Source organism: Stieleria magnilauensis (genome assembly GCA_007753675.1).
GTDB classification, from domain to species: Bacteria; Planctomycetota; Planctomycetia; order Pirellulales; family Pirellulaceae; genus Stieleria; species Stieleria magnilauensis.
Window position 1 is genome coordinate 5961799 of the sequence record CP036432.1, and the last position, 26377, is coordinate 5988175.

Sequence of the window (26377 nt, forward strand, 5' to 3'; positions counted from 1 at the left end):
CCTTGCTGGATTCAAAACATCGCGAGAGAAAAACAGGACGGTGCAGCCAACTGAAACAGCCGACATGCACCGTCCCTCCAGAGTGGAGTTACTCCGACCCTTCGACTCGGCTATTCCTTGGCAAGTTGCTTCCCAGCAGAGCTTGCCTCCGCTTCACCGAGTGAACCAATCCTGCCATTTCTCTCACAGCGGCGCAACAGCAGGCCCCACCGGTATCAGGCCGCGGTGAACAGCCGGGTGACTGTTGACCGCCGCTGGATTCATTCTCAGCCGTGCCAAGATATCTAAGCACCTCAGCTACTTACCGAACCGTGGATTGTTTTTCCTTTGACTCCGTCGTGATCCGTGGTAGCGGTAAATTGATCCAAAGACATTCAAATACGGGTAGAACAATGCTGGTCTCCTGAATCTGTCAGCGGGCGCTCAAAACCTACCAGTGATGGGCGCGTTAAAACCGGCCACAGAGGGGCTGGGTATGTTGATCGATTTCAGCACAGCGAGTGCTGGGAGAGGTCAGCATGTCCAACCGGCTCTCAATGGCGACTCATCAATCGATCGAAAATCTGCACCGTTCGGGCCATTCCAATAGGAAAATTGCTCGTCTTTTGAGCATTGACCGAGGTGCCGTCAACAAGCACGTGCGTCAGATTCGGGCCGAATCGCAGGCTCAGAAAGAGTCAGGATCGACGGGCGAAGGAATTCAAAACCGGCCACAGGCGCCTACCGGTTCGGAGGCCGATTTGGCGCCGGATTCGGTTCAAAACCGGCCACAAGCGCCCACCGGGTCAGAGGCACTCGATCAGGACGATCCGGCAACTCCCAAACCGTCTTCCAGCGACGTCGAACCGGCAGATTCGACCGGGTCGAAAAGTCAGTGCAGCGAGTACCAGAAGCACATCGAAACGAAGCTTGGGGATGGTCTGTCTGCCGTTCGAATTCATCAGGATCTGAAGATCGAATACGGCTTTGAAGGAAGCTACTACAGCGTCCTGCGATTCATTCGGAAGCTCGCGAAGAAGACGCCACTGCCGTTTCGCAGGATGGAAACCGAACCCGGCCAGGAAGCTCAAATCGATTTCGGTACGGCGGCGTTGGTCATTGATAAAGTGACTGGGAAGAAGCGTCGTCCGTGGATGTTTCGCATTGTGCTGAGTTGTTCGCGGAAAGCGTACAGCGAAGTCGTGTGGCGGCAGACGACGGACAACTTCATCGCGGCCATTGAAAATTCGTTTCATTATTTTGGCGGCGTTCCGAAGACGCTCGTCATCGATAACCTCAAAGCGGCCGTGCAGAAAGCCGATTGGTACGATCCGGAAATCCACCCAAAGCTGCAGTCGTTTGCGGCGCATTACGGCACCGCCATTCTGCCGACGAAACCGTACACGCCCGAACACAAAGGCAAGGTGGAAAGTGGCGTCAAGTATGTGAAGAACAACGCGTTGAAGGGACGCACGTTCGGGAGTCTGGCCGAACAGAATGATCACCTGCTGCACTGGGAATCCACCGTCGCCGACACACGCATTCATGGCACAACGAAGAAGCAGGTGCGCGGACAATTCATCGCCGTGGATCGTCCCGCGCTGATGCCGCTTCCGCGCGATCGATTTGCCATGTTTCATGAAGCGCGACGCAGCGTCAGTCGCGACGGTCATCTGGAAGTCGACAAGGCGTACTACTCCGCGCCGCCGGAATACATCGGCCGTCGGGTCTGGGTTCGATGGGACACGCGACTGGTGCGCGTGTTCAACGATCAGTGGAAGAAAATCGCGATTCACAGCAAGGCGGAACCGGGCCGATTTCGCACCGATTCGGCTCACATTCCGGCGGAAAAAGTGACCACTGTCGAACGCGGCACAGACGCTTTGATGCGGCAAATTGCTGCCATTGGGCCGAATTCGAAGGCCTGGAGCCAACTGGTGATCGCTTCACGCGGCGTGCAGGGCGTGCGAGTTCTCGTGGGGCTCAAAGCCCTGGCCGGCAAGTACACGTACGACGAACTCGAACGCGCGTGCGGCACCGCCGTGAGCCACAACGCGTGTCGCCTGAAGACCATTCGCAACCTGCTGAAACGACCGGCTCCGCGCGAACAACTGCCGCTGCCGTTCATCGACGAACACCCGCTCATTCGACCGTTGTCGGATTACTCTGTTGACTCTCTAAACGCCTTTCGGAAGGAACGTAACCATGAACATGAATCTTCGTGAACAACTCAAACAACTTCGCTTAAGCGGCCTGCTTCAGACACTGGAAGTTCGTCTGCAGGAAGCCAAATCTTCGAAGCTGGATTACGCCGAATTCCTGGAACTGATCCTCGAAGATGAAATGGTGGTCCGCAGTGATCGTCAGATTGAACGCCGCACCAAAGCGGCTGCCTTCCGAGATCAAAAATGCCTCGACGATTTCGACTTCGACTTCAACAAATCAGTGAAACGAAAACAGATCTATGATCTCGCAGCAGGTGACTTCGTCCGCAAACATCACGATGCGATTTTCGTCGGGCCGCCTGGTGTGGGAAAGAGTCACATCGTGCAGAGCATCGGCCGTCAACTCATTCGCGACGGCTACACCGTTTACTACCGCAGCATCTTCGACTGCGTCCGCGACTTCCTGCATGACGAAGCGTTTGAAGGTCACGATCGCATCTTAAATCGCTACCTCAAGCCCGACGTGCTGATCCTGGACGACATGGGAATGAAGCAGTTACCGAAGAAGAGCGGCGAGTTTCTGTTCGAGATCATCATGCGTCGTCACGAACTTCGCAGCACGATGATGACGTCGAACCGACCTCTTGAGGACTGGGGAAAACTGATCGGAGACGTGCCGTCTGCAACGGCTATTCTGGATCGTTTTCTGCAAAGTGCAGAAGTGATTCAGATCACCGGACGCAGCTTCAGACTGCGAGGTCACAGGGCCGATAAGAAGACTGATCAGGCAGCCGTCGACGAGGCCGAAACGGAGCCGGAAAACGAGCTCAAAACCGGCCAATCCAAAACCGGCCACAAGCGCCCACCGGGTCGGCCGAAAAAGACGACGAAAAAACCAGCAAATTAGACCACTTTTCACCAAAACCCTGGCCGGTTTTGAAGCGCCCACAAGTGGCCGGTTTTAAAGCGCCCAATGACAAATCGAAAGTCGCTTTGGATTCTTGAGGCCGGTGGTCTTGAAATGAAAGGTTTTTGCGATTCCGGACAGACACACTCCTGAAGCCATGTTGGCCGGGTGCTGGACTGACTCTCTGAGCCAGCCCACAGCCCGACCACGTTGGCGGGCATTTCAACAATGCCAAAAAACAGGAGAAACTGTCATGGCCACTCTCACCCGTGCCCATAAGGAACTTTTTCGCAGGACGCCGGATGAAACTTACGGCTCGTTTGAATCACTGCACCGCAAATGTTGCGACGATCGTGAAGACTCTGTTGATCGCTGGATTCGTCCGCAGGATATCGTCGTCACACATGACTTGACGGTGTGTTGCGATGGCGAAGAATTCAACCTCAACGAATGGTCATTTTCGCAGCTTTGCCGCATGGCAAGCGTGAGCAAGGACACCATCAATCGACTGACGACCAAGACGGCGAGCAAGGCGTTTGAAGAAACGCTGCCGGTAGCCGACAAGCCGCTGCAACTGCTGACGCACGACAGCGAGATTCGTTCCGTGCATGGCGTGGCTTACACACGCTTGTGGAACGCTGACTTGCTGGACGTGGTCAACGAGTTCGCGTCGGACTTTACTCCACCGCAGACTGCGATGGACGGAACGAGTACGGGACTTTATTGCGGCGAGCAGGATATGTTCGCATTCATGATCGACCCCACAGGTTGGGCAGAGATTGAAGGCGAGGCATTCGCTCCCGGCTTCTTTCTTTGGAATTCAGAAGTTGGCCGTCGTTCACTTGGCGTTCAGACGTTCTGGTTTCAGAAAGTCTGTCAGAACCACATTGTCTGGGATGCGACCGAAGTTGTGGACTTCTCACGCAAACACACGGCAAACGTTCGTGATGGATTGGATGAGATTCGACGGATCATCGAAGAATTGATCGAAAAACGCGATTCGCGACGAGACGGTTTCGTCAAAGTCATGCGAAAAGCGATGACCGAAAAACTCGGCGATGACGGAGACGCCGTTGCCAAACGACTCGGAAGTGAAGGCATTCCACGTGGACTTGTCAAAGAGGCGATGGAGATCGCTCAGCGGCAAGGTGGATTTACCATCTTCGCACTGGTCGATGCACTCACCAAGTTGTCGCAAAAACTTCAGCTTGCTGGTGATCGAACCGCTTTGGACACCAAGATTGGCCAGCTTCTAAACCTCGCATTGGCGGTGTAGTCATGGACCCGAAAGAAACATGGCGGATGCTGCTGGATGCTTGGTTCCATCGGAACTGGGACGACGTACTTGAGTTGTCTGAGGCACTACTCAACTGGCTACACAAGGATGGCTTTGCTCCCCAAATTGAGTATCCGAGAGAATTGGGTCCGGATTTGAATCGGTTGCTTGCGAAAACGGCGTGCGAATTCTTGCGGAAGCGTGCGACCGTCGTGAAGGAATCGCCGAACGGAATTCCACAGGACGTTGGCTTCTCGCTTACATGCAGCGAGTGCAACAACGAAGGCCCTGAAAGTTACGACGCAGCGATTGCTGAAGGCTGGACCAGAATTGAATACGTTCCGCGTTTGTCTTCTGAAAACTTCCTTGGAAGCTGTCCGATCTGTATCGCCGCCGATCAGTGACGACAGCTCCACTTACAACTCAACGAAAGGAGGAAAGCAAAGAATTGACTTGAGGTTTTCGATACGGTTGCAAGACCATCGTCAGCCTCTTATCAATTTGAACTTCAGGGCCAGCACAACTCATCGCTCGACGCAGGCTCGGTCAGCCTGCATGGAGGCGATGGTCGATAACAAGGTTTTTCTGACTTGGTTACAGACTGCGTTTCCAGTTTTGTTTCTCGTTCGCATCGCACGAACCTGACCGCCTGAAATTCAGTCGGAACGGCCCGTACGATCGACGGGGAATAGTGGGTCTACAGACATTCCTGACAGTGTGAGCGGTTCCCCACTGAAATCAAAGAATGGGTTGAAACTCGTCTGCTGGTTGCAAAGTCGCTGTCACAACCAAATGTGGTGACGCGCATTTCAGGTTTTGACATCACCTTGCCTCCGGTATTCACGTACGATTCGCAACTCGCTTGCTTCGTCAAGAAAAATGTTCCTTGGTATGCCGTCCGACTGCTCGCCATGCCAAATTTTTTTGCGGGCAGCAGAATAAAGAAAGGACTGTTCCAGTTGGTTGCTGGAACAGTCAGAACGCATCAACCTTGTCAGTATTCGCTGGGCAGCAGGATCGTTGTCGATGAGCGGTCGGCTTCTGTGATGATCCAGAACGATTCGCCTGATGCAGATTCGTAAACCGACATCAGCCTTGCATCATTCTCCAACGCCCATTCGTTCTGAGCATTGTCGTCATCACATACTTTTCCCCAATCACCGGATGCGTGGCGGTTAAGAGCAACCTCGACCTCTTTCATTGGGATCAGCTCTTGGGCACCGGGCGTAATTCCCAACTGGCCAACTTCAAACTTCGCAGCCATGACAAAACCTCCAAAGGAACCGAAAATGCGATTCCAACGATCTATCACGACTTGACGTAGCGAGTCACACAGTGTGCAACTTTGTGCTGGACAAAGGACGTTATTGTGCGCTATGGTCGAAGGAGGCAAAAACTCGCCGGGGAGAAGATAGCCGACAAGCTGCGTGCGTAAATGAGTTGCTGGGCACAACCAGCATCCGTATGGGAGGACATTGAAGAAATCAGTTGACAATGCGATTGCTGCAAGCATCGGGCAACTGCCGCAGGCTCGTCAGTCGCACGTGGTTGTCACAGAAGGTGACAGATCCCTCCCCGTTCTCATCGAGAATGCCGGGGCGGCGGCTCGGTTTGCATGGGAAGAGTTCATCTATGGAAAAATTCGCAATCCTCACACGCGTGCTGCCTATGAGCGCGCGATTCGGCGGTTCCTAGTTCATTGCGAAGCATTGAACAAAGAACTTCCCACAGTCTCGCCACGAGACGTAGGAAGTTATCTGGACGAGCAGGACTACGCACCGGCGACAAAGAAGCTTCACTTGTCCGCCATTCGGCACTTCTTCGACACGCTGGTGACGAGACACGTCATCATGCTGAATCCCGCCCACTCAGTTCGTGGAGAACGGTTGCAGGTGGTCGAAGGAAAGACACCCGAAATCACGATTGCACAGGCGCGAAAGCTGGTGCAGTCTCTCGATACGAATCACGTCGTTGGGCTTCGAGACCGTGCGATCATCACCATCATGATCTACACGGCGGCTCGCGTTGGAGCGGTCGCCGCACTTCGCCGTGGCGATTTCTACGACCTTGGCGACCAGCATTGTTTGAGGTTCAGCGAGAAAGGCGGCAAGTCACGGGAGATCCCCGTTCGACATGACTTGCAGAAGTTTGTCGGAGACTACCTTTCGGCAGGTGGAACAGAATACGCCGACAAATCCAAGCCGCTATTTCGCACGACTGTCCGGAAGACCAAGAAACTCACACAGAATCCGATGACGGCTGGCGATATGGCTCGTATGGTCAAACGGCGAATGAAGGATGCCGGTTTGCCCTCGCGACTCTCTCCACATTCGTTTCGCGTGACCACGATTACGGACCTGCTCAGTCAAGGGGTTCCTTTGGAGGATGTGCAGAATCTGGCCGGACACGCTGATCCCAGAACGACTCGACTCTATGATCGTCGAAAGCGGAAGGTGACTCGAAACATCGTGGAAAGAATCAGCGTTTGAAGTGGTGTCGCTTCCATATCGTCTACGGACGGATCGGATGTCGCAACTTGCTTGAATCGCAGGGAATCTGTTCGATCCAGCGGTGCATGTGCGAAGAAACGCAACTCAAAGAGGGATCTTCCGAATAACGATACTGGGAGATTTCATGGGCGTAGACAGACAGCAACGAGACAAGACAGAGGGGGGCGACATAGCACAGGAGCACGCCGAAGTGAGGCTGCCGAACCTGCTGGAAACGGGCAGTCTCTCAATGCCTAAGCCTATAACAACTCCGGTTGCGACGCGCACACAAGATGTGGACGCTACGTCGACAACAGCCAATGGCGTCCAACCAAGAAACGCGACACCATCGATGAGCGATTCGGTCACCCAATACGTGGAAGACAAATTTGCAACTGACATTCAATACAAGGCTTACGTTGTCTACGATCTGGATGACGACGAAATGCAAATCGTTCTGCTATGCGACAGCAACCAAGGTCCAGAGGCCACAGCACAGGACTCACCGGCAGAAGTACGGATTGGCAAGCAGAATTATTCGTCCCGAGTTCAGTGGCTTGGAGAATTTATTCAGTCCAAAGACTCTGGATCGACAAAGCTAAGTGAACCAGCGATTCGTCAGCAACACGCGACGACTGGTGCCCATCCTCTCGTACCTGAAAGCAGATTGACGGATACGAAATCGGCAGGACAAATCGAAACGGACATCCTGAGTGATCACAACAACGACGTTCGCCAGCGTTACAACCAGATCATTGATCGCAATCAAGATGGATTTCACGATCGTTCCGAATTGCAGCACGCCCTCGCCAGCCGTTCCGTTCAAGGAGACGATGCGATTGGGGTTTCAGTCACACTGAAGCACTACGATGCTCTTCAAGGACTCTCTAACGATGAGTTACTGTGGGAGAACAGTGGTGTGACGGAAGCAGATGCAGCAGCGTTGGAAGCACCGGAAAACCAAGAACTGGTGAAGCGGATGCGTGCAGATTTTCAACGGATGGCAACACGGCTACGAAACCGCCCGGATACACTGTTTGGCACCGCCAACCGGGCCAGCATTCACGCGTTTCGTCAAAATCGATCTGGAGACTGCTATCTGCTCGGTGTCGCGGGTTCACTGGCGGCACTGCGGCCAGAAGCATTCCGTGAAATGTTTCAGCGAAAATCTGATCGAATCGTAGGAGTGAACTTCCCCGGTGGCTATCGCGGCCAATTCGATGTTGAGGTTCCGCAGGATGGTGAACTCGTCACCTACGCCGAAGTCAACAAGGAATTCGGATTCTGGCCACAAGTGCTGGAGAAAGCTGCGGGGCGATATCGATTGAATTCAGTCATGTTCGGAACCGATCCTCACGCGGCAGTTGATGATGGCGGATCTCCCGAATCGGCCTTTCATATGTTGACCGGGCACCAGACAAATACTGACCTGCTGATCTTTTCATCAGCGGCCTCAATCGAATCAACGCTCGCGAAGGCGGTTGCCGAAGAGCGGGCTTCGGTGCTTACGACGCACCCACTGCCGATGGGAACCCTGAACGGTACCGGTCTTGCTGCTGGCCACGTTTATTCGCTTGTCGGATACGACGAACAGTCAAGACTCTTTTCGATTGTCGATACGAACAAAGTCATGGAGCTGGAGCCGACGCGGGGTGACGGCTTTATCGAAATATCGGCGGGACAGATAAAAGCCTATTTCCACCAGTCAATCGTGGAGACGCATAGCGATATCCTCTGGAGTGTCTTCTCACTGTGACAAGACATATTCCCGGCGACCAAGCAGCCTTCACACCAGATGTGAGACAGAGATGTCGCCCCACTTTTCCTGCAAGTACTCCAGTACAAGCCGTCGATGACAGAGCTTCGGCAAATGTTCGCTGCACAGCAGACAGCTTGACTGAAACGCTTCTTGGCCAAGCTGAGTTTCAATGCTCCGCTTCGCCATTAGCTCCATAAACTCGGCCTCGTAAACCTCCCAGTCGCCGCCGCGCTTCTTGTACGCATCAAGAATGTCTTTCGTCGGAGCAAGTTCCGGGACGTGTTCGTATTCAATATCGGCGATTGTCTTCAGAAAGAAACGCAGGTCATCGCGTTTCGCAAATCCAGACAACTGCGAACTGTTGTTGAGCCGGACATCCAGCAACCGTTTAACGCCGGACTCACGCAGCTTTGTGAAGAACGTTTCAGCAGACTTCTTCGTAAACCCAATCGTAAACGTCTCAATCATGTGCCGTCACCTGTCCTTCAGCAGTCGATTCATCCTTGGGCACTGCGTAGGCAATCTCGTCGGACTGTCTGCGATAGGCTTCGTCCAGTACCTCGCCCGGCTGCTGAAACAATTCCGGATGCGACATGTTCCAGCGTGAAAGCAATTCCTGCTCAAGTTCTTCCTGAGAAAGCACTTTGTTCTCGGTGACAATGTGCCGTAGTTCGTACTCGTCTCTGAGTACCCTTGCAACCAGAATTGTGCGGTGGCACGTCAACGGGTCTTTCTCGGCACACATCATCGCAATTCGGAACTTGCTTGCTCCCTTGCGAATCCGTTCAAGACCTTCTGCGAAAGCCGCTGTCTTTTCGATCAGTTTGTATTTCGCGACGCCTTCGACGTAACACTCCCGCTCTTCTCGACGAGCGCCGAGTTCATCGCCCAAGAAGACGTACTGAATGCCATGCGTCTTCAACGACTCTTGCACCGCATCACGATTGAAGTGCGGCATGTGGCGGCTGAAGGGACTTGATCGCACATCGGCGACTGCGTCGATTTCATTCTGCTTCAGCAGCGACACAAACTCGTCCAACGTCCGTGTCGAGTGCCCGATAGTAAATAAGATTGGAAGTGCGCTCATGATTGTTCCTCCTTGTCATCATAGCATCGAATGTAATCCATGTATTCCGGAAATGTGTAGATGCCGTTGACCTGTATCCAGTATCCGTGCCTCCCGTCGTTCGCGCGATGGGGACGGCTCAGGCCAATCCGCAGATAAAGCTCCCTCTGAGATTGCACGTGATAATTCATTTGCGCAATCGCGGACCGGACTCCCTGTATTTTTGAGGCTTGGTCGACGAACCCACGATCTGTAATGCTCACAAACGAGAACTGATTTCCACTTGTGTCCCAGAAACTCGCACGAATCTTCTTAGGATTGTAGCCGTCGCCAACAATCGAAAAACTCTGCGGAGATAGCTTGATCGTGATGATCGAGCGTGGGGGTTTACGCCCAGAGGAATACACTTCTCACGTTGCGGAAGGTCATGCTCGAAACCTTCCTGAATCGTCTTAAACAGTCCAGTCCGAAGAGCCGACCGAAACTCATCGCTGGAACACTTGTCGATATAGTTGAGATTCTCCCAAGTGGCGTCTTCAACGTGCGGCGGTGCTGCGTTGGAGGGAGTAAATTCACCTTCCAGAATTGCGCCGGGATGAATGTCGAGGCGTTCGCAGTCTGAGGCCAACAGGTACGGCGGGTAGGGCCGAATCAGCGTACCGTCATCCGTAACTCCGGCGGTACAGACATCCTTGCTGCCCTCTTTGAACCGAGTCAGATCGGTGATAATGATTCTCGTTTTCTCATCCACTTGATGCCTCCAGCGACAAAAACACGCCCAGAACGTCGATGTTCGCCTTTTCCAACATGTCAGCGAACACTTTCTCTCGATGCGTCAATATCGCATGTTTGCTCAATCACTGCCACCGATGCCGGTGCAAGAGCGACGTCGAATCAGAATCGAAAGCCTTGGTCGCGATTGCGAAGCCATCGGGCTGCCACGACAACACTGGGCAGCTTTCGCAACGAGGATCGATTCCGTGAACGCAACTGAACTGGCGCGTCAGTCAAACGTTCGAGGAATGATTTAGAAACTTGGTCGGTCACCCGACAGATAGAGCGGGAATATACGCTCGATGGATTGCCGGCTGCCTCAGCGGGTAATCGTGAAAGCATGAAAGGTTCAAGCGGAAAGGAAGGCTCATCGCCCACCGCCATCTCAGCAATCATCAGCCCAGTCAAAGGAGCTGTCAAAATTCCTGTATTTTCTTGATTGCAACGTTGGTTGCCGCCACGAATCACTTCGCGAAGCACTGGAAATTACCGCCTCTACAGTGATGAATCCCTCAAGAAGTTGATGTTCATCCGCGCTGCTCAGGCAATTGGCTTCACGCTGGAAGACATCAAATCGCTGTTGGCTACCGAGAGTGGAAGGACGCCGACCTGCGGTAGTGTGCAGAATTTGATCGAGACTCGACTAACCGACATTGAAGACAAACGCAAAGACCTGCGGCACGTTCGCAAAGTGTTGACGTCTGCGTTGCAGCAATGTCAGCAAAATCAGAAGTCCGACCGCTGCCATGTCGTTACCGAGCTTCAAGCGAAATAGTTTAAGACACAGAGTCGAACGAATCCGTTCTTCAATTAACGAACGAAACTGTGAGATAGCGATGTCAGCGAAATTCTTTCGTGCCTCCCCGTACGCCGACGATGCGATGAACCTAACCGTTCGCAACGTCGACGAAGCGGTTCCGTTCTACGAATCGAAGATGGGATTCCGCGTTGCGTCCCGATCAGGTGACGACTGCCGTCGTGTCGTGCTTGAGCGTGACACGATTCAAATTGGACTGGCCGAGAATGGCGGCGATCCTTCTCTTGCGGCTGTTACTTTGAAGTCGACAATGTCGACGCGGCACTAGCCGAACTTCAGGCGTGTGGCTTGAATCTAACGCCCGACATACAGACGCAAAAACATGGTGAAACCACCTTTCGGTTATTCTTCATCGTCGCTCCCGATGGCCTCTGCTACTGTGTCGGCGAGGCTCAACGAAAGACTGCATAGCTTGCAGACCAAATAGTCATCGCACCAGTCGACCAAAATCAGCCTGCCACCTTCACGAATCACACGGTGGATTTCGAGGAGTGACGATTGCGGCTCTGTAAAATAGTGAAAGCTATTGATGCAGAAGACGCAATCGAATTCACCATCAGGAAACGGAAGTACTGTCACACATGCTTCGTGTAAGTCGACCTGCGATTCCACGTGCTTGGCCGCCGCTTGTTCCAGCATACGAGCACTGAGATCAACTCCTGCAATACGCAACTGCGGCTATTTCTCAAGCAATCGTCCAGTCAACTCTCCTGTCCCGCAGGGAATATTAAGACTCCGCTCACATCCAGCAAGTTCGAGTGACCATTCGGTTTACAACAGCACCTAAACGTAGTACCTGTTCTATCGACAGGAGCTTTTATTCAATGATACGATTACCGAGAAACCGTGCTCAAGCGCGGCACGGCATCACGCGCAGGCGATTTGTTACCACATCAAGTTTGGCATGCGCCTCACTTGCACTCAATGGATGCTCTGCCCTTGGCGGCGTGAAAAACATTTCACGCCGCCAAGAGTGGGGAGCAGCAGATATTGTCGTAGAACGTCGACCTGTGGGCATTGAAGGTCGTAGTTGTGAGGCCGTCACATTGAACGGTTCAGTTCCAGGCCCAACCTTGCGATACAGAGAGGGAGAAACGGCTACGATACGCGTACAGAATCGACTCGATGTGGACACCTCCGTCCACTGGCACGGACTGATTCTGCCGCCGAACATGGACGGCGTGCCCGGTGTAAGCTTCCGAGGTATCGCACCAGGCGAGACTTTTACCTACCACTTTCCGATTCGTCAGAGCGGCACATACTGGTATCACAGCCACTCGGGATTTCAGGAACAGCTCGGCATGTTTGGAGCCCTTGTAATTGAACCTGTCGAAAACGATCCCATCGAATCGGATGTTGAGCACGTTGTATTGCTCTCCGACTGGACTTTCGAGGATCCAATGCGAATTCTTGCTCGGTTAAAGAAGAAGGCAGGCTACTACAATTTCCAAAAGCCAACGATAGCAGCGGACGGACTCGGGGCAATTCTAGCGAATCGAACAACATGGGGACGCATGCGGATGGACCCCACTGACATTTCTGACGTCACTGGCGCGAGCTACACGTTTTTGATGAATGGAATGGGGCCGGAGTCAAATTGGACTGGGCTGTATGAGGCGGGGCAGACGGTCAGATTGAGGCTTGTCAACGCTGCAGCTGCAAGCTATTTCGACGTAAGTATTCCTGGACTCGCGATGACCGTTGTTCAGGCCGATGGCCAAAACATTGAGCCGGTCACGGTCGACGAACTGCGAATTTCAATCGCGGAGACCTACGATGTCTTGGTTCGCCCAAAGGAAAATCGTGCCTACACGTTGTTCGCCGAATCTATGGACAGAAGTGGCTACGCGCGAGGCACGCTGGCACCACAAATGGGAATGTCGGCGGAGATTCCCTTACCACGCAAACGTCCATTACTGGGGATGCAGGACATGGGTATGGCAGGAATGGCCAGCATGAACATGGCGCAAGCGAAGTCAGTAATCCCGGGTAAGGGCATGGGACGGATGCAAGAACAGTCTGCAATAAGTAACACGGAGATAGCGAGGAAAACAACAAGTGGCCAGAAAATGTCCGGTACAAAAGTCGGACACGGGAAAGAAATACCAACGTGGGCTCAACCCGTCCCGCACAATTTGGACAACCACGGCCCAGCAAACACAAATATCCCGGACTCCACAAAAGGTCGACTCGACCAGCCAGGTATCGGCCTTGACGACGCAGAGCACCGCGTACTTGTTTACACCGACTTGAGGCGACTTGTGCCCGCTGATGTCCAGGTTGAACCAGAACGTGAAATCGAGATGCACCTGACTGGCAACATGGAAAAATACATCTGGGGCTTTGACGGCAAGAAATACTCGGAATCTTCTGAGCCGGTTCAGTTCCGTTATGGCGAGCGGCTACGCATCACTTTCGTGAACGATACGATGATGAACCACCCGATCCACTTACACGGAATGTGGATGGAGCTGGTAAACGGGGCTGGCAAGCACCAGCCGCGAAAACACACCGTGAATGTAAAGCCAGCAGAGCGAGTGTCATTGGATGTCACCGTCGACGCGATCGGCAAATGGGCGATGCACTGCCACATACTGTACCACATGGATTCTGGAATGTTCCGCGTCGTTGAGGTGACTGAATCGCCACAAACGGAGATAGACGATGTTTCGTAGATGCGCAGGGGGCATTCTAGCGCTCAATTCGTTGGCGTTACTCTTTGGATGCGGATCACAGCGGGGCGCAATGACTCGACTCGACGAGATACCCCGTGACCCAGCCGTTCAGACGCTATCACAAACCTCAGCACTGGAAAAAGTCGAGCCAGATACGTCACCCCCGCAGACCTCACTGCAATTCGATTCACGAGTTCAGGAGCCCGCGAATGACTGGCCGCTGCCGGTTCATGACGACGGGTATTTTACATTTTTACGTGCCGAGCAGCTGGAGTATCGGCTCCGCGACGACGGACCTGATGCCGCCCGATGGGAAACACAAGGCTGGTTCGGAACAGACTATCAGAAGCTCTGGGTGAAATCCGAAGGCGAGCAGTCGTTGCGAGGGCAGTCGGAGGGGGAATTTGAGATTCAATCGCTATACAGCAAACTAGTGGCACCCTTCTGGGACTTCCAGATAGGGGCGAGATATGACCGCCGTTGGGGGCCAGGTCCAAGCAAAGACCGTTGGTTCGGAGTCGTTGGCGTGCAGGGGTTTGCACCGTACGAATTTGAAACGGAGCTGGCGTTATTCGTTAGTGAGGACGCTGATGTTTCTGCTAGGCTCACCGCAACCACGGATTTTCTGATCACCCAAAGACTGATCATGCAGCCAAGACTGGAAGCAGAGGTTGCTGTACAGGATGTCGCCGAACTTCAGGTAGGACAAGGACTAAACTACCTCGATATGGGCCTAAGGTTTCGATATGAAATTAAGAGGGAATTTGCTCCGTACATCGGCGTCAATTGGAAGAGAAGCTTGGGACAGACTGCAACTCTCGTCCAGGATGACGGAGGTCAAGTGAGTAACGTTGCCGCTGTTTTTGGGGTGACCGTCTGGTTCTAAAGTGGATGTCGGCGCAATGGGCCATAATTGACGCTAATCGCTGAATCCCGCTTGCAATCGCCATGCTGGTGTTACGGAGCGCGACACGCGACGCCGTTGATGCATTCACTATCGTTAGATTTGAGAAAAGTTCACATGTCCCAGCGCGTTGTTGTCCTCATGCAGCGGTGATTATCGATTCACGTTCGCACTGGTACACCTTGCGATGCCGAAAGCCAGTTTCGGCAGTTTGACAATCGACATTATGAATCGCGAGTTCGTTATGGTCGTGCTACGCAGCAACCCCAAAGAGCATGCCAATTCCAGCAGTCGCGGCCATTGCTAAAGCACCCCAGAATGTAACTCGTGCAACTGCGTTTGAAACTGGTGCGCCGCCTGCGTTTGCTGAGACGCCGCCTAGCAAAGCCAAGAACAATAGTGACAACACAGTCACGATGACCGAGATCATCTTTTCGGGCGAGAAAAACGCGGCGGCAAGCGGTAAAGTGGCACCAACCGCAAAGCTGGCGGCCGAAGCCAGCGCGGCCTGAACTGGACGAGCTGTAGTGATTTCCGAGATTCCTAGCTCGTCCCTTGCGTGAGCCCCCAAAGCATCGTGGGCAGTTAGCTGTTGGGCCACCTGCCGAGCCAGAGCTTCATCCAAACCACGTTCAACGTAGATAGCCGCAAGTTCGTCGAGTTCGGCAATCGGCGTCGACGCTAGCTCCTCTCGCTCTCGTGCTATGTCGGCATTCTCCGTATCAGACTGAGAACTGACTGAAACGTACTCACCAGCCGCCATCGACATAGCACCAGCGACCATTCCAGCAGCACCGGCAATCATAATATTGTTATGATTCGATTCGGCGGCGGCAACTCCGACGACCAGACTAGCCGTTGATACGATACCATCGTTCGCTCCTAGGACTGCAGCGCGTAACCAACCGATTCGATCTGTGCGATGTGTTTCGGAATGTCTCATCATCTACACATACTCCAGACAAAATGGGCAGGCAATCCTCTATTACTTCGCGACTGCATCCGACGAAAAACAACTCCGCTACTTCACCTTGCATAAGTCGTGAGACGTTGATTCTGCTCAACCATGACAGCGAGTCTATTTTGGCGTCGCTGGCTGCTGCAATCGTGGTCGTTCTTATCACCCTGAGGGTCGTGTCGCGGCATCACCCAAGAAGTCACCAACAGCAAGTCCCGAATGTCACGACTTGTGACCGGGCATTTGCATCCGCATCGAGTTGCCATAGAGATTCAACGGAGTGCTCAAGTGTGGCGGAATCTAACCTTTTTGTTTCATTTTCATGTCACCGTGATTCATGTTGGGCATGTTCATTTGCCCTGACTGATGTTTTGCAGTGCCGTCTTCCGAAAAGAGGCTTGCACCGACCGGGATCGGATCGTTGGTTTGTGTAATCTTTGTGTACAAAGGTTCCGGCAAAACTCGGATAACAGTGAACATGCCTTTGCTGCCCATGAACCACTTGTCAGCCATGCCGTGGGTTTCCCGGGGGCCCATCAGTTTTTTCATCATCGATGAATTCATGGGCTTCTTACCCTGCATCAATTGCGGGAACGCTGGAACGTCTTTGTATTCATCCAAACTTGGGTCGCGAATGTGCGGCCCAACCTGACTAGTCATATGGTTTGCCGTATGGTGAAACATGTGACAATGCATCACCCAATCGCCTGGGTTATTCGCCACGAATTCAACTTCGCGAATTTCTCCGATCCCGATTCGCACGGTATTCAGCGGCATCCATGCTGTCTCGGGAATACGTCCTCCTTCTGTTCCCGTTAACCAACCAGTATGGCCGTGAAAGTGCAGCGGATGCTGATGAAGGGTGCTGAAATTGAAGAATCGCAGTCGCACTCGTGAGCCTAGCTTCACTAACAGTGGCGTGGTGTATGGCCCGCAACGACCGTTGATCGTCAAGTAATTCCAGTCCATTGCCATTGTATTCACGACGTCGCTGTTGGAAGCAATGTTAAACTGTTGCAGCAACAGGCCAAAATCATAGTCGACTGCCGGACTCGGTGCTATTTTGGGATAGCTGACCAACATTCCGATGGAGCCGGCCGCCTCCTGCATGCCGACGTGCGCATGGTATGCCATGCTGATGGCCTGATGAACTGTAAATTCATAGACCATTGTTCCTCCCGCCGGAATCATTTTCTGGGTAATGAACGGGATGCCGTCCATGTCGTTGGGACATTCAAGGCCATGCCAATGGATCGTCGTGGCTTCTGGAAGTTCGTTGTGAACGACAACTCGAACACGATCGCCTTCGATGACTTCGATTGTCGGCCCGGGCATCGAACCATTGTATCCGTAGAAATTGAATGTTTGGCCTGGTAATAGCTCCCGCTTGACCGGCATTGGACGAAGATGGAACTCCTTGACTCCGTTCACCATGGTAAAGGGGAGTTTTTCGAGATCAGGAGTGGTCATCGGAACGGGTTCCAGATTTTCCCCGCGATAACCAGAAACCAGTTTGCCTCGATCCGTTGGGCTTCCTAAGGGGCCGCCAGTTCCCGCATGCATGCGCGGAAACTCTTGTGACGAACCGCTCATCTTGTGCCCCAAATGTTCGCCGTGCTGTGGGGGAACGTCTTGCGCACTTGCACGCCCTATCGCGAATAGTCCGGCTAATGCAGCGGCACTTTGAGCGATAAATCCCCGACGCTGTTCTGGGTTTGTCATCTCTAATCTCACGTTTGTTTGTTGTAGAAATCTGGATACGATGAATGACGCATCCAGCCACAGTGCTGATGCGGGTGCGGATGAATACTTGCGTGGGCTATCTAGGCTTGGCAACCGCATCAATGTGCCCCGCACCCACCGGTGGCGGAGGTGTCATCAGCCCGCCAGTGAGCAGCATACCGCGAACTGCCACATCGTTCTGGCGGTACATCACCAAGTTTCTGGTTTGTTCAGCCTGCAAAGTCAGGTACATCCGTTGAGCCATCAGAACGTCCGGCCAAGCTGCACGTCGCGCCCTGTAATTGTCGTCGAGCATCTCATAAGCCTTTTTGGCTTTTGGCAGCATGGCTGCGTCATAATCCACGACACGCTTCCACGAGGTTTGGTAGTCGCGAAACTGCGTCGCGAGCCGCGTGCGTAATTCCAGTTGCAAACGCTGAGCCTCGGCATGAGACTGCGATAGGTCTGCCTGTGCCTGTTGGATCGTTCCCTTATTCCGGTCGAAGAGTGGAATCGGCAGTCCCACGTTGAAAGTCGTTTGAGTTGTGTCGGTAACAGGTGTATGAATTGTCGCTACGTCGAACAATAGATTCGGAATCGGTTCGACCCGTTCACGTTCGACCGTAATTCTGTCGTGCTGAATTCTTTGATTCGCGGCCTGTATCTCAGGGCTCGATGCCATCAATTGCGACAAAGCCGTTTCCCAGTCAAGTGGCTGCTGGTCCGGCTCGATTACCCCATTGAGAATTCCGGGCATCAGCTCTGGAGACCCAGTGAGGTCAACGAGCAGTCGCCAAGCATGTTCAAATTCATTTTCCACCGCGTTGAGGTTGAGCCTGTCTCGTTGCAAATCAACTTCCGCGGTGAGTAGCCCCGCTTGGTTGGTTTGCCCAAGATTCAGCATTTCCTGGTAGGTCTGCACCCTGTCCTCGCCGTTTGCGAGGATTTCACGTTGAATTCCTACGAGGCGTTGAGCCGCGAGTGCCTGATAAAACTGCGATCGAACATCATTGAGTATCCGATGTTGCTGAGCGTGAAAGTTCGTACGGGCAATCTTTGCTCGTTGACACCACTTCTCTCTGCTCAATCTTAGTTTTCCGCCCGTGACGAACTCTTGCGCAATGAATCCTCCGTTCCATGTCTCGTCACGCCCAGCCGCAATACTGTCGTATTCCCCGGAGTAACCAACGACCGGATTGGGGTACAGTCCCGCTTGATAGGCAGCACCCTGCGCCGCAGTAACCTGCGATTGGGCCTGTTGCAATGTCGGATTTCCTGACATCGCCATCGCCTCAAAATCGCTTAGCGAGTACGGCACCTCACTCTCGAACGTCTCCCCTGAAATCACGGCAGGGAGTTCGTTGGGCTCTTCGTAGGAAACAAGCTCTGCGTTTATGGCAGTGTCTTCAGCACCTGTTTCAACGTCGGTGATGGACGTCTCAACTGCTGCCGGTCTGAATTGATTCGTGCGTCGGTCTGATTTAACGGTGGCACATCCACAGACTACCGCCATGCAACATGCCAAGATAATGAGTCGGTCGCCAATCATATGATTCTCCAAACATCCGTGTTCGTGCATCCTCGCACCACCTTTGATGCGCGTGACGGCAGGCTGAGGGTTAAAGTCTGGCAATAACCGCGCCTACCGAAGGAGATCGTAAGAATACCCCTGTTAGGTATAGGGAATCTCAATATTTGACGGATATTCCGTCTGCGTAGAGTCTTCCACCGATTGGTGGAGTGCTGCTTGGAGGAAGATTGGCTCAACGACAAACCATCTGGCGACCGACAATAGAGACAAGTGTTCACTGCCGTGCAATTCGCACGTCCCGTCTACTGAGCATGATTTGATGTCTTCACTTCAGCCGCGCGCACATGAGCTGTCGTTGAACCGGAAAATCCATCACCCAGCGGCTAACTACTCATTGGGATAACGGCGGATGTTGCAACCAGCAAGGTCAGCCATCACGACGCGGGCTGCCTGTTTCGCCTAGTCGATTTTCTTGTCAATTCAATACATGATTATCTGGTTGAATCATATTGGGAATTTGTGCAGAGTTGGCACCAGCCAAGTTCAACAAATTTACCTCGATCGTTCGCGTAATTGCTGACAGTGGGAGGTGATTGTCCTCGAATCCAAACGGTTGCTCAATCTCATCTCCGACAGCATCAAGGCCGAGAAACGCATACGCCACAAACGCAACTACCACCGGCGTCAGAATGCCAACTGTATCGTGCAAACCACAGGGAAGCGCGAGGCAATACAACATTACTGTTCGGTGGGTCAACACGCTGTATGTAAACGGAATGGGAGTCGTCTTGATTCGCTCGCAGCCACCCTGCACGTTGATCATCTCAGCTAGATTCGCGTACAGCATGGGCACATGGAACTTGTCCAACCAGCCTTGTTGGTTTGCAAACGCAAGTTTTTTCCCGATTAGATCCGCGATCGCGACAGGCACGTTGTCATAGTGACTCAGATTCACCAGAGTTGCCTCATCCAAGACGTTAGTCAGTTCCTCTTTCGCATCGCTATCCCGCAGTCTGTGTCGCAGCGCATTGACGTAGGCAATTATTAGATCAATCGTTTCTCTACGAAAACCCGCCAATTCATCTGCATCCTGATCATCGACGGACTGAATCACATTGAGAATCTGAATGGCGAAAGTGCGTGTGGTATTGACCATCCCTCCCCACAGCTTCCGGCCCTCCCAGTATCGATCGTAGGCTGCACCGTTGCGAAAACCGAGGAAAATGGCTAAAGCCAAGCCAATTATCGTGAATGGGGCGGTTGTCAGCGAATACGTGTGGACTCCAAGCACTATCGACAAGTACGTCATCAACGAAGCACAACCAATGACAAAGGCCAGTCGTGGCCCAACCTTCGCCAAAGTCGTCCCATGGACCGCAAAAACCATGCGTAACCAACTCGACTTGTCTGTAACGATCATTCTACTTGCACTTCCATTAGATATTGCTAGCTGGCGATCACCCCACCGCAGGTAGTCGCTGTAAATCGACTTTACTACGGCGTTTGCCCAATAATTCCGGGGCAGTATTATTCGAGACTAGCACTTCTTAGGCGGAGGGAATTCGCGATAACAGAGACGCTACTCAGACTCATCGCGGCTGCCGCGATCATGGGACTAAGAAGCACGCCGAAGAACGGATACAACAGCCCAGCCGCTACCGGAATTCCCAGTGCGTTGTAGGTAAATGCGAAGAAAAGATTCTGCCGAATGTTGCTCATTGTCTTACGGCTAAGATTGATTGCCGCAGCGACGCCTCGGAGATCACCGCCGACCAGTGTCACTCCCGCCGATTCAATCGCTACGCCGGTTCCCGTTCCCATAGCGATTCCGACGTTGGATTCGGCCAGTGCAGGAGCATCATTGATTCCGTCTCCCGCCATCGCGACCACTTTGCCTTCGTCTTTCAGTCGCTTCACAAAGTCGTGTTTGTCTTCTGGCGAAACACCCGCATGAAATTCGTCGATGCCGAGTTTTTCTGCAACGGCTTTTGCAGTCGGCTGGGCGTCACCGGTTAGCATCACAACTTTCAAGCCAAGTTCGTGAAGTGTCTCCAAAGCCGCTGGTGTGCTTTCCTTAATCGGGTCTGTGATCGCCATGACGGCGGCAAGTTTGCCGTCGATTGCGATGAAGATGACCGTTGCTCCTTCCGACTGGTGCTGCGTAGCTCGTTCTCGTCCCGCATCCACGCCACCGATCGACTGATCATCGAGCAGGTCCGCTTTGCCAATCAACACTTGTTGACCATCAACACTCGCCTGAACACCACCGCCGGTGATGCTGTTGAAATCAACCGCATCGGGGACCGATAGCTCATCGGTCTTGGCCCTCCGAACCACCGCTTGGGCCAAAGGATGTTCGCTTTGAGCTTCAACGGCAGCAGCAAGTTTCACGACTTCCTTTTCATCCCAATCAACAAACGTCTCGATGCCTGTCACTTCGGGACGCCCCTGAGTTAGCGTACCTGTTTTGTCAACGACAACCGTGTCCACCTTTTCCATCACTTCAAGGACTTCGGCATTCTTGATTAGCACGCCTTCTTTCGCCCCACGACCGACGCCCACCATCACCGACATCGGTGTTGCCAAGCCCAAAGCGCAAGGACATGCAATAATCAGCACCGCCACCGCCGCTACAAACGCATGAGCAAACCGAGGCTCCGGACCAAACACTGACCAGCCAATGAAAGCCAGAATTGAACAAACGATCACAGCCGGGACAAAGTACCGCGATACCACATCAACCAGTTTCTGAATCGGGGCACGACTGCGCTGAGCTTCGGCCACCATCTGCACAATGCGATGCAACACAGTGTCACCGCCGACGCCTACGGCTTCCATCACCAAAGCACCAGTCTGGTTCAGTGTTCCACCAGTGATCTCATCACCTTCACTTTTCTTCACCGGGATCGGTTCACCCGTGAGCATCGACTCATCAACACTGCTGCTTCCGCTGACAACTGTCCCATCGACCGGCACTTTTTCACCGGGGCGTACGCGAAGTTGATCGCCTTGATGAACATCGCCGAGTGCAACCTCTTCCTCGCCATCATCCGTAATCCGATGAGCCGTTTCGGGAGCAAGCTGCATCAGTTCTCGAATCGCTCCGCCAGTCTGTTGTCGGGCACGTAGTTCCAGCACCTGTCCCAGCAAAACCAGCGTGATGATGACCGCAGCCGCTTCAAAATAGAGTGGCGGTTTTCCGTTCTCGAAGAATGCCTCCGGGATCATTGCCGGAAACAGCACAACGAACAGGCTGAACAGAAACGCCGCCAGCGTCCCCACGGCAATCAGAGAGAACATATTCAGATTCATCGTACGAAACGACTTCACTCCACGAACCAGCAGCGGCCAACCACACCAGAACACAACAGGCGTTGCCAAGGTGAATTGCAACCAGCCGAAAACGATGTCTGACATCGCCTCAGCGAGATTCCAACCGACCATTGGTCCCATCGCGAGTATCAGCAGCGGCACTGACAGAACAACTCCGACCCAAAATCGACGCTTCATGTCACGGTACTGTTGCTCGTCTCCCTCATCCGCCATGTCAACGAATTTCGGCTCAAGGTCCATGCCGCAGATAGGGCAGTCACCCGGACCAACCTGCTCAACCTCGGGATGCATCGGACAGGTGTAGATGGCATCCGGGTCGCTGGCCTCCTTCTTCTCAGTTGCCCCTTTGGCTCCGCCTTGAGAGCAACAGCTATGCGTGGAGTGAGTTTCTTCCTGTTGTTCGGCTTGTCGTTGAGCAGCTTTTGTGAGCACCGCCGAGGGATCACCGTCGAACTTCTGCTGGCAGGACTCGCTGCAAAAGAAGAAGCCCTCGCCATGGTAGCTCGACGACCGCGCTGATTCCGGATCGACCGTCATGCCGCAGACGGGGTCAGTTGTTTGAGTGTCCGTTTTGCTCATTTTATCCCTCTATGATCTGTGTCATGGCCTTTCCCGATCTCTCCTGCTAATTCTACGCCAAATACCCCCATACGGTATGCCGTTTGCGTCGAAAAGCCAAGGGCTCAGAGGGCTCAGTGAGCGGTTTGATCAGATGAACGAAACAGACAAGGAGAAGATGATCCCCCAGAAAGCTGGATTTGATCCACTGGCTGTGCTGCCAACGACTTTCTCCTTGGTTCGGTTTTTATCGCGAATCAATGGTATTCTCTGGAATGAGCCAAAATTCTCGGGAGTTCAATTTCTGGCAGATTTACGTTACTCCGTGTTACGGTTTAATCTGACAACCACCTTCGAGGTAATACAATATGAAGCGATTCTGGCAGGGATTTCTACTCGGCATCGTCACTTCCGTAGCTGTTCCATTGCTTGTGATTGCCGCTGGCTTTATCAATTTCGCAGCAACGTCTGGGCCAAGCAGCGCTGAAGCCGCATTCGCGGAGTTCGCCATTGAACGCTCAATGGCATGGAGAGTCCCCAATACAATCAATCCGTACGCTGCCGATACTAAGGCCATTACGTCTGGATTTCATCACTACGCCGATACCTGTCTCGCATGTCATGGTGCTCCCGGCGTCCCACCGAAAGAATTCGCCAAGGGCCTCAATCCACCAGCACCAGACCTGACTAAAACGCTTAACGAACGTAGCGATAATGAACTGTTCTGGATCGTGAAGAACGGCATCCGGATGACGGGAATGCCGGCCCTGGATCTAACACATACCGATGATGACATCTGGAAAATTGTTAGCTTTGTCCGCGAACTGCCCAATCTCTCAGAAGAGCAACAGAGCCAACTCAGAGAAACGCTCGGATCAGGTCATGAACACTCTGGGACAGATCGCAACTCTGAGCCGCAGGGGCACCACGTCGATTCTATCGACCATGCCCATTGACAACAGCGATACGAGATTCGTCCACTGGAATAGAATCATGACGACTCGCCCGTTCCTCGAAAGGTCGGACGACTCGTCTTCGCAGCGGTAGTATCTCATGCGACAGTTGTTTTCGTCCGGAGACTTTGCGAACCCGGTTGACTTCGCGAAGCATCATCAACATCTGACGTCTGACCGGAGCGTAAGGTGCAATGGGAAGATTGTAAAACGCCTTGGTGAGTTGGTCGGTTGAATGCCGCAACGCCCGTTCTGAAAACCATGCTCTCAGGTCAAGATATTGGTCGCGGTCAATTTCGACATGGGCGTGCCAACGGTCGTCGTTGCTGCCGTCCTTTTTGCGTCCGCCCGGCTTGTAGCTGATCGAGTAACCGGCGTAGCGAATGGGAACGCGGCGAATGTCACGAATCAGGTTCGATTCTTCATCGAAAAAGCGATGCTCTCCTTTCGTCGCCAGAATGACAAACGTTGATTCATGACGAATGTATTGCAGGTTTGATCGTCCAGCTTTTTGAAGTTGTCGTGAGACCGAAAAACATGCCCCATGTCTTGGCGGTGAAAGTCCGTATGGTTTCGCTGCCCTGCATACGGTGGATTGCCCAGTATCAGTATTTCTGCGTTTTCGACTTTGGGGCAAACTGATTCCCAATCCAAACGTGTCGCGTTCCCGCAGACAATGTTCCCGCCGTCTTGCAGAGGCAATGTCGGGCGTGTTGCACCAAAAATCAGTTCAAACTCTAGGTTCATCTGGTGCTCGGCCAACCAAAGTGACAGCTTAGCCGTCTCATGCGCGAAGTCATCTAGCTCGATACCGTACAACTGAGTCAACTGAATGTTGCTGCGGAACAATTCCATCTGCACGCTATTGCCGCTCTTCCCCAAGTTCCGAAAGGCTTCAATCTCCAGCCTACACAGCTCTTTGTAAGCGATGATCAAGAAATTGCCGCTGCCACAAGCCGGGTCGAATATTCGCAGGTTGTAGAGCCGCTCCAGTAAAGCTTTCAGTTTCGGCTTACTCGTGCCTGACTTCTCCAGTTGCTCCCTTAGATCGTTCAGGAAAAGCGGCTTGATCACTTTCATGATATTTGGCACCGAGGTGTAATGCATGCCAACTTCGCGACGATCGCCTGTATGAACAACGGCCTGAATCATGCTGCCGAATATGTCGGGGTTGATCGCCTTCCAGTTCAGCTCGCCACACTCAAGGATGATCTTCCGCGACTTGGCGTCGAACGTCGGAACCGGATACTCGTCCGAAAACAAGCCGCCGTTGACGTACGGGAACTTCTGGAGGAATGCGGGGAACTTCGAGCGTTCCTCCGTGCTGAGTATGCTGAACAGCTTCTGCAAATAGGGCTGCAAATCGCTGCCATCCTCATCCGTGTGCGAGGCCACGGAATTGGTAAACAGATCCGATTCAAAGATGTTGGTGTCTTCAGCAAAGAAACAGAACAGCAGCCGTGACAGGAAAATGTTCAGAGCGTGTCGATCGGCGTCCGTTTGCGGCGGATTGTCCTCCAGAATCAGGTCGTACAGCCGACCCATTTTCTCAGCCGCTTTGACGTCCGCCGGGTTTTCGCTTTGTAATTGCGTTTTTTCGAGTCCGCCCCAGGGCAGGAAAAAGTCAAAGTGATTCGCCAGATCGACAATCGGCGTTTCCAGCGAATCGTCCGTTTTGGTATCGACCGCCAAGAGCGTCTCGAAATCGGTGACGACAATGAAACGGGGATGGTGCTTTGTAACTGCAACATCATTTTGCATTTTATCGACCGCTTCGTGCAGATCGCCCATCGCTTCATGCTTGAACGCCAGTTTCTTCTTCCAGACAACTTCGCCAGTATTGTCCGAACGGTTGTAATCGCCTTTCTTCAGACGAGAAATCGAAGCTTTGGGTTGTCCGTAGGCCAGCAATAGATTGTAAATGAACGACTCTTCGTCCAGTTTCGTTACGAGCGACCGAACGCTTTCTTCCAGCTTTTCAATGTTCATTATTCGCTCTCCTATTGTTAACAAGGACACTGTTGTGCCACTCAGTTGGTGTCGGGAGTACGCGACACTGCCTGTTGACTCTTGAGTGCAACCAGTCTACGATTTTCGCACCAATCGAGCAAGCAGGCGATCAGTATGACCTTCGGCCAAAAAGTCCGTGAACTCCGTCAGGCAAAGCACTTTACGCTGAGAGACTTAGCGGCGAAGGTTGGTGTCGGTTTCACCTACCTGTCGAAGATTGAGAATCACAAACTTGAGGATGGGCACGGTCCCTCCGAAAAGCTGATTCACAAGCTGGCAACGGAACTGGATGTCAGCGAGACTGAACTGCTGCTACTTGCCGAGAAGGTTCCTGAACCGATTCGCAAACGGTTCATCGAACGCCCCGAGATATTCATGAAGCTGGCCAGCATGGATGATGCCACGCTCAATGATTTGATGCGAACCGTCGACCGTGACTGATGCCCGGTCTTCTCAGGGCGAATTGAGACCACGCCGATGTTTTTGTTTCAGGGCGTTTCC

At 53.0% G+C, this 26377-nt stretch carries 23 protein-coding genes; 12 read left to right on the plus strand and 11 right to left on the minus strand.

What is annotated here, in order from left to right; genetic code table 11:
- The first annotated feature begins 536 nt into the window (after positions 1–536).
- From istA to TBK1r_RS21030, 4 genes are all read left to right on the plus strand, one after another.
- Complete coding sequence (istA, locus tag TBK1r_RS21015; RefSeq protein ID WP_419581582.1) at positions 537–2204, plus strand: IS21 family transposase; 1668 nt, start codon at positions 537–539, stop codon at positions 2202–2204.
- On the plus strand, positions 2185–3051 hold the full coding sequence (gene istB / locus TBK1r_RS21020) for an IS21-like element helper ATPase IstB (RefSeq protein ID WP_419580229.1): 867 nt from the start codon (positions 2185–2187) through the stop codon (positions 3049–3051). The genes istA and istB overlap by 20 nt, the downstream gene beginning before the upstream one ends.
- A 253-nt stretch (positions 3052–3304) precedes the next feature.
- Positions 3305–4327, plus strand: a complete 1023-nt coding sequence (locus TBK1r_RS21025; RefSeq protein WP_145214997.1) for a DUF932 domain-containing protein — start codon at positions 3305–3307, stop codon at positions 4325–4327.
- Positions 4328–4329: 2 nt separating this feature from the next.
- On the plus strand, positions 4330–4731 hold the full coding sequence (locus TBK1r_RS21030; RefSeq protein WP_145215001.1) for a hypothetical protein: 402 nt from the start codon (positions 4330–4332) through the stop codon (positions 4729–4731).
- A 590-nt stretch (positions 4732–5321) separates the two neighbouring features.
- Here TBK1r_RS21030 and TBK1r_RS21035 read toward each other — a convergent pair.
- A complete protein-coding gene (locus TBK1r_RS21035) occupies positions 5322–5591 on the minus strand; it encodes a hypothetical protein (protein ID WP_145215004.1) in 270 nt (89 codons plus the stop codon).
- A gap of 280 nt (positions 5592–5871) precedes the next feature.
- Here TBK1r_RS21035 and TBK1r_RS21040 point away from each other — a divergent pair, with 280 nt between their 5' ends.
- The gene (locus TBK1r_RS21040; RefSeq protein ID WP_419581583.1) at positions 5872–6816 is read left to right on the plus strand and encodes a tyrosine-type recombinase/integrase; all 945 of its coding nucleotides are present in this window, start codon (positions 5872–5874) and stop codon (positions 6814–6816) included.
- A gap of 352 nt (positions 6817–7168) precedes the next feature.
- Positions 7169–8572 (plus strand): C2 family cysteine protease, encoded by a 1404-nt coding sequence (locus TBK1r_RS21045; protein ID WP_419580230.1) that lies wholly within the window; start codon positions 7169–7171, stop codon positions 8570–8572.
- A gap of 30 nt (positions 8573–8602) precedes the next feature.
- Here TBK1r_RS21045 and TBK1r_RS21050 read toward each other — a convergent pair whose 3' ends face one another.
- The 3 genes from TBK1r_RS21050 to TBK1r_RS38860 form a co-directional block, all read right to left on the minus strand.
- Positions 8603–9043 (minus strand): DUF488 domain-containing protein, encoded by a 441-nt coding sequence (locus TBK1r_RS21050; protein WP_145215013.1) that lies wholly within the window; start codon positions 9041–9043, stop codon positions 8603–8605.
- Positions 9036–9662, minus strand: a complete 627-nt coding sequence (locus tag TBK1r_RS21055) for a DUF488 domain-containing protein (RefSeq protein WP_145215016.1) — start codon at positions 9660–9662, stop codon at positions 9036–9038. The genes TBK1r_RS21050 and TBK1r_RS21055 overlap by 8 nt, the downstream gene beginning before the upstream one ends.
- A gap of 873 nt (positions 9663–10535) precedes the next feature.
- The gene (locus tag TBK1r_RS38860) at positions 10536–10895 is read right to left on the minus strand and encodes a hypothetical protein (RefSeq protein ID WP_419581623.1); all 360 of its coding nucleotides are present in this window, start codon (positions 10893–10895) and stop codon (positions 10536–10538) included.
- On the opposite strand from TBK1r_RS38860, the gene TBK1r_RS21060 reads away from it, so the two are divergent.
- Together TBK1r_RS21060 and TBK1r_RS38865 are read left to right on the plus strand one after the other, a co-directional pair.
- Positions 10867–11190: a MerR family DNA-binding protein gene (locus TBK1r_RS21060; RefSeq protein ID WP_419580231.1), complete on the plus strand. Its 324-nt coding sequence runs from the start codon at positions 10867–10869 to the stop codon at positions 11188–11190. The genes TBK1r_RS38860 and TBK1r_RS21060 overlap by 29 nt on opposite strands.
- Positions 11191–11251: 61 nt before the next feature.
- Positions 11252–11500, plus strand: a complete 249-nt coding sequence (locus TBK1r_RS38865) for a VOC family protein (protein WP_419580232.1) — start codon at positions 11252–11254, stop codon at positions 11498–11500.
- Positions 11501–11574: 74 nt separating this feature from the next.
- Here TBK1r_RS38865 and TBK1r_RS21070 read toward each other — a convergent pair whose 3' ends face one another.
- The gene (locus tag TBK1r_RS21070; RefSeq protein ID WP_145215022.1) at positions 11575–11904 is read right to left on the minus strand and encodes a class I SAM-dependent methyltransferase; all 330 of its coding nucleotides are present in this window, start codon (positions 11902–11904) and stop codon (positions 11575–11577) included.
- Positions 11905–12056: 152 nt separating this feature from the next.
- Here TBK1r_RS21070 and TBK1r_RS21075 point away from each other — a divergent pair, with 152 nt between their 5' ends.
- Both TBK1r_RS21075 and TBK1r_RS21080 read left to right on the plus strand, forming a co-directional pair.
- Positions 12057–13907, plus strand: coding sequence for a copper resistance system multicopper oxidase (locus tag TBK1r_RS21075; RefSeq protein WP_145215025.1), 1851 nt, complete (start codon positions 12057–12059; stop codon positions 13905–13907).
- 70 nt (positions 13908–13977) lie between these two features.
- On the plus strand, positions 13978–14793 hold the full coding sequence (locus TBK1r_RS21080; protein WP_145215028.1) for a copper resistance protein B: 816 nt from the start codon (positions 13978–13980) through the stop codon (positions 14791–14793).
- Between the two features lie 271 nt (positions 14794–15064).
- Here the strand turns inward: TBK1r_RS21080 and TBK1r_RS21085 are convergent, their stop codons facing one another.
- The 5 genes from TBK1r_RS21085 to TBK1r_RS21105 all read right to left on the minus strand — a co-directional run bounded on the left by TBK1r_RS21085 (position 15065) and on the right by TBK1r_RS21105 (position 22934).
- Positions 15065–15757, minus strand: a complete 693-nt coding sequence (locus TBK1r_RS21085) for a VIT1/CCC1 transporter family protein (RefSeq protein WP_473772444.1) — start codon at positions 15755–15757, stop codon at positions 15065–15067.
- A gap of 312 nt (positions 15758–16069) precedes the next feature.
- A complete protein-coding gene (locus tag TBK1r_RS21090; protein ID WP_145215031.1) occupies positions 16070–17491 on the minus strand; it encodes a multicopper oxidase family protein in 1422 nt (473 codons plus the stop codon).
- Positions 17492–17588: 97 nt separating this feature from the next.
- Entirely contained in the window at positions 17589–19040 is a 1452-nt protein-coding gene (locus tag TBK1r_RS21095; protein ID WP_419580233.1) for a TolC family protein, read from the minus strand.
- Positions 19041–19497: 457 nt separating this feature from the next.
- Complete coding sequence (locus tag TBK1r_RS21100) at positions 19498–20442, minus strand: bestrophin family protein (RefSeq protein WP_145215037.1); 945 nt, start codon at positions 20440–20442, stop codon at positions 19498–19500.
- A 107-nt stretch (positions 20443–20549) separates the two neighbouring features.
- Positions 20550–22934: a heavy metal translocating P-type ATPase gene (locus TBK1r_RS21105; protein ID WP_145215040.1), complete on the minus strand. Its 2385-nt coding sequence runs from the start codon at positions 22932–22934 to the stop codon at positions 20550–20552.
- 347 nt (positions 22935–23281) lie between these two features.
- Between TBK1r_RS21105 and TBK1r_RS21110 the strand changes: the two genes are divergently transcribed.
- Entirely contained in the window at positions 23282–23869 is a 588-nt protein-coding gene (locus TBK1r_RS21110) for a c-type cytochrome (protein ID WP_145215043.1), read from the plus strand.
- A 405-nt stretch (positions 23870–24274) separates the two neighbouring features.
- Here the strand turns inward: TBK1r_RS21110 and TBK1r_RS21115 are convergent, their stop codons facing one another.
- A complete protein-coding gene (locus TBK1r_RS21115) occupies positions 24275–25855 on the minus strand; it encodes a DNA methyltransferase (RefSeq protein ID WP_145215046.1) in 1581 nt (526 codons plus the stop codon).
- A gap of 135 nt (positions 25856–25990) precedes the next feature.
- Here TBK1r_RS21115 and TBK1r_RS21120 point away from each other — a divergent pair, with 135 nt between their 5' ends.
- Positions 25991–26317: a helix-turn-helix domain-containing protein gene (locus TBK1r_RS21120; RefSeq protein ID WP_145215049.1), complete on the plus strand. Its 327-nt coding sequence runs from the start codon at positions 25991–25993 to the stop codon at positions 26315–26317.
- Positions 26318–26377: the final 60 nt, after the last annotated feature.

What these genes read in the sequence shown, in the direction of transcription:
- TBK1r_RS21105 (WP_145215040.1), bottom strand. Translation starts at nt 22,934, where the DNA reads ATGAGCAAAACGGACACTCAAACAACTGACCCCGTCTGCGGCATGACG.
- TBK1r_RS21025 (WP_145214997.1), top strand. Translation starts at nt 3,305, where the DNA reads ATGGCCACTCTCACCCGTGCCCATAAGGAACTTTTTCGCAGGACGCCG.
- TBK1r_RS21095 (WP_419580233.1), bottom strand. Translation starts at nt 19,040, where the DNA reads ATGATTGGCGACCGACTCATTATCTTGGCATGTTGCATGGCGGTAGTC.
- TBK1r_RS21110 (WP_145215043.1), top strand. Translation starts at nt 23,282, where the DNA reads ATGAAGCGATTCTGGCAGGGATTTCTACTCGGCATCGTCACTTCCGTA.
- istA (WP_419581582.1), top strand. Translation starts at nt 537, where the DNA reads ATGGCGACTCATCAATCGATCGAAAATCTGCACCGTTCGGGCCATTCC.
- TBK1r_RS21080 (WP_145215028.1), top strand. Translation starts at nt 13,978, where the DNA reads ATGACTCGACTCGACGAGATACCCCGTGACCCAGCCGTTCAGACGCTA.
- TBK1r_RS38865 (WP_419580232.1), top strand. Translation starts at nt 11,252, where the DNA reads ATGTCAGCGAAATTCTTTCGTGCCTCCCCGTACGCCGACGATGCGATG.
- TBK1r_RS21100 (WP_145215037.1), bottom strand. Translation starts at nt 20,442, where the DNA reads ATGATCGTTACAGACAAGTCGAGTTGGTTACGCATGGTTTTTGCGGTC.
- TBK1r_RS21035 (WP_145215004.1), bottom strand. Translation starts at nt 5,591, where the DNA reads ATGGCTGCGAAGTTTGAAGTTGGCCAGTTGGGAATTACGCCCGGTGCC.
- TBK1r_RS21055 (WP_145215016.1), bottom strand. Translation starts at nt 9,662, where the DNA reads ATGAGCGCACTTCCAATCTTATTTACTATCGGGCACTCGACACGGACG.
- TBK1r_RS21085 (WP_473772444.1), bottom strand. Translation starts at nt 15,757, where the DNA reads ATGATGAGACATTCCGAAACACATCGCACAGATCGAATCGGTTGGTTA.
- TBK1r_RS21090 (WP_145215031.1), bottom strand. Translation starts at nt 17,491, where the DNA reads ATGACAAACCCAGAACAGCGTCGGGGATTTATCGCTCAAAGTGCCGCT.
- TBK1r_RS21050 (WP_145215013.1), bottom strand. Translation starts at nt 9,043, where the DNA reads ATGATTGAGACGTTTACGATTGGGTTTACGAAGAAGTCTGCTGAAACG.
- TBK1r_RS21115 (WP_145215046.1), bottom strand. Translation starts at nt 25,855, where the DNA reads ATGAACATTGAAAAGCTGGAAGAAAGCGTTCGGTCGCTCGTAACGAAA.
- istB (WP_419580229.1), top strand. Translation starts at nt 2,185, where the DNA reads ATGAACATGAATCTTCGTGAACAACTCAAACAACTTCGCTTAAGCGGC.
- TBK1r_RS21120 (WP_145215049.1), top strand. Translation starts at nt 25,991, where the DNA reads ATGACCTTCGGCCAAAAAGTCCGTGAACTCCGTCAGGCAAAGCACTTT.
- TBK1r_RS21045 (WP_419580230.1), top strand. Translation starts at nt 7,169, where the DNA reads ATGAGCGATTCGGTCACCCAATACGTGGAAGACAAATTTGCAACTGAC.
- TBK1r_RS21075 (WP_145215025.1), top strand. Translation starts at nt 12,057, where the DNA reads ATGATACGATTACCGAGAAACCGTGCTCAAGCGCGGCACGGCATCACG.
- TBK1r_RS21030 (WP_145215001.1), top strand. Translation starts at nt 4,330, where the DNA reads ATGGACCCGAAAGAAACATGGCGGATGCTGCTGGATGCTTGGTTCCAT.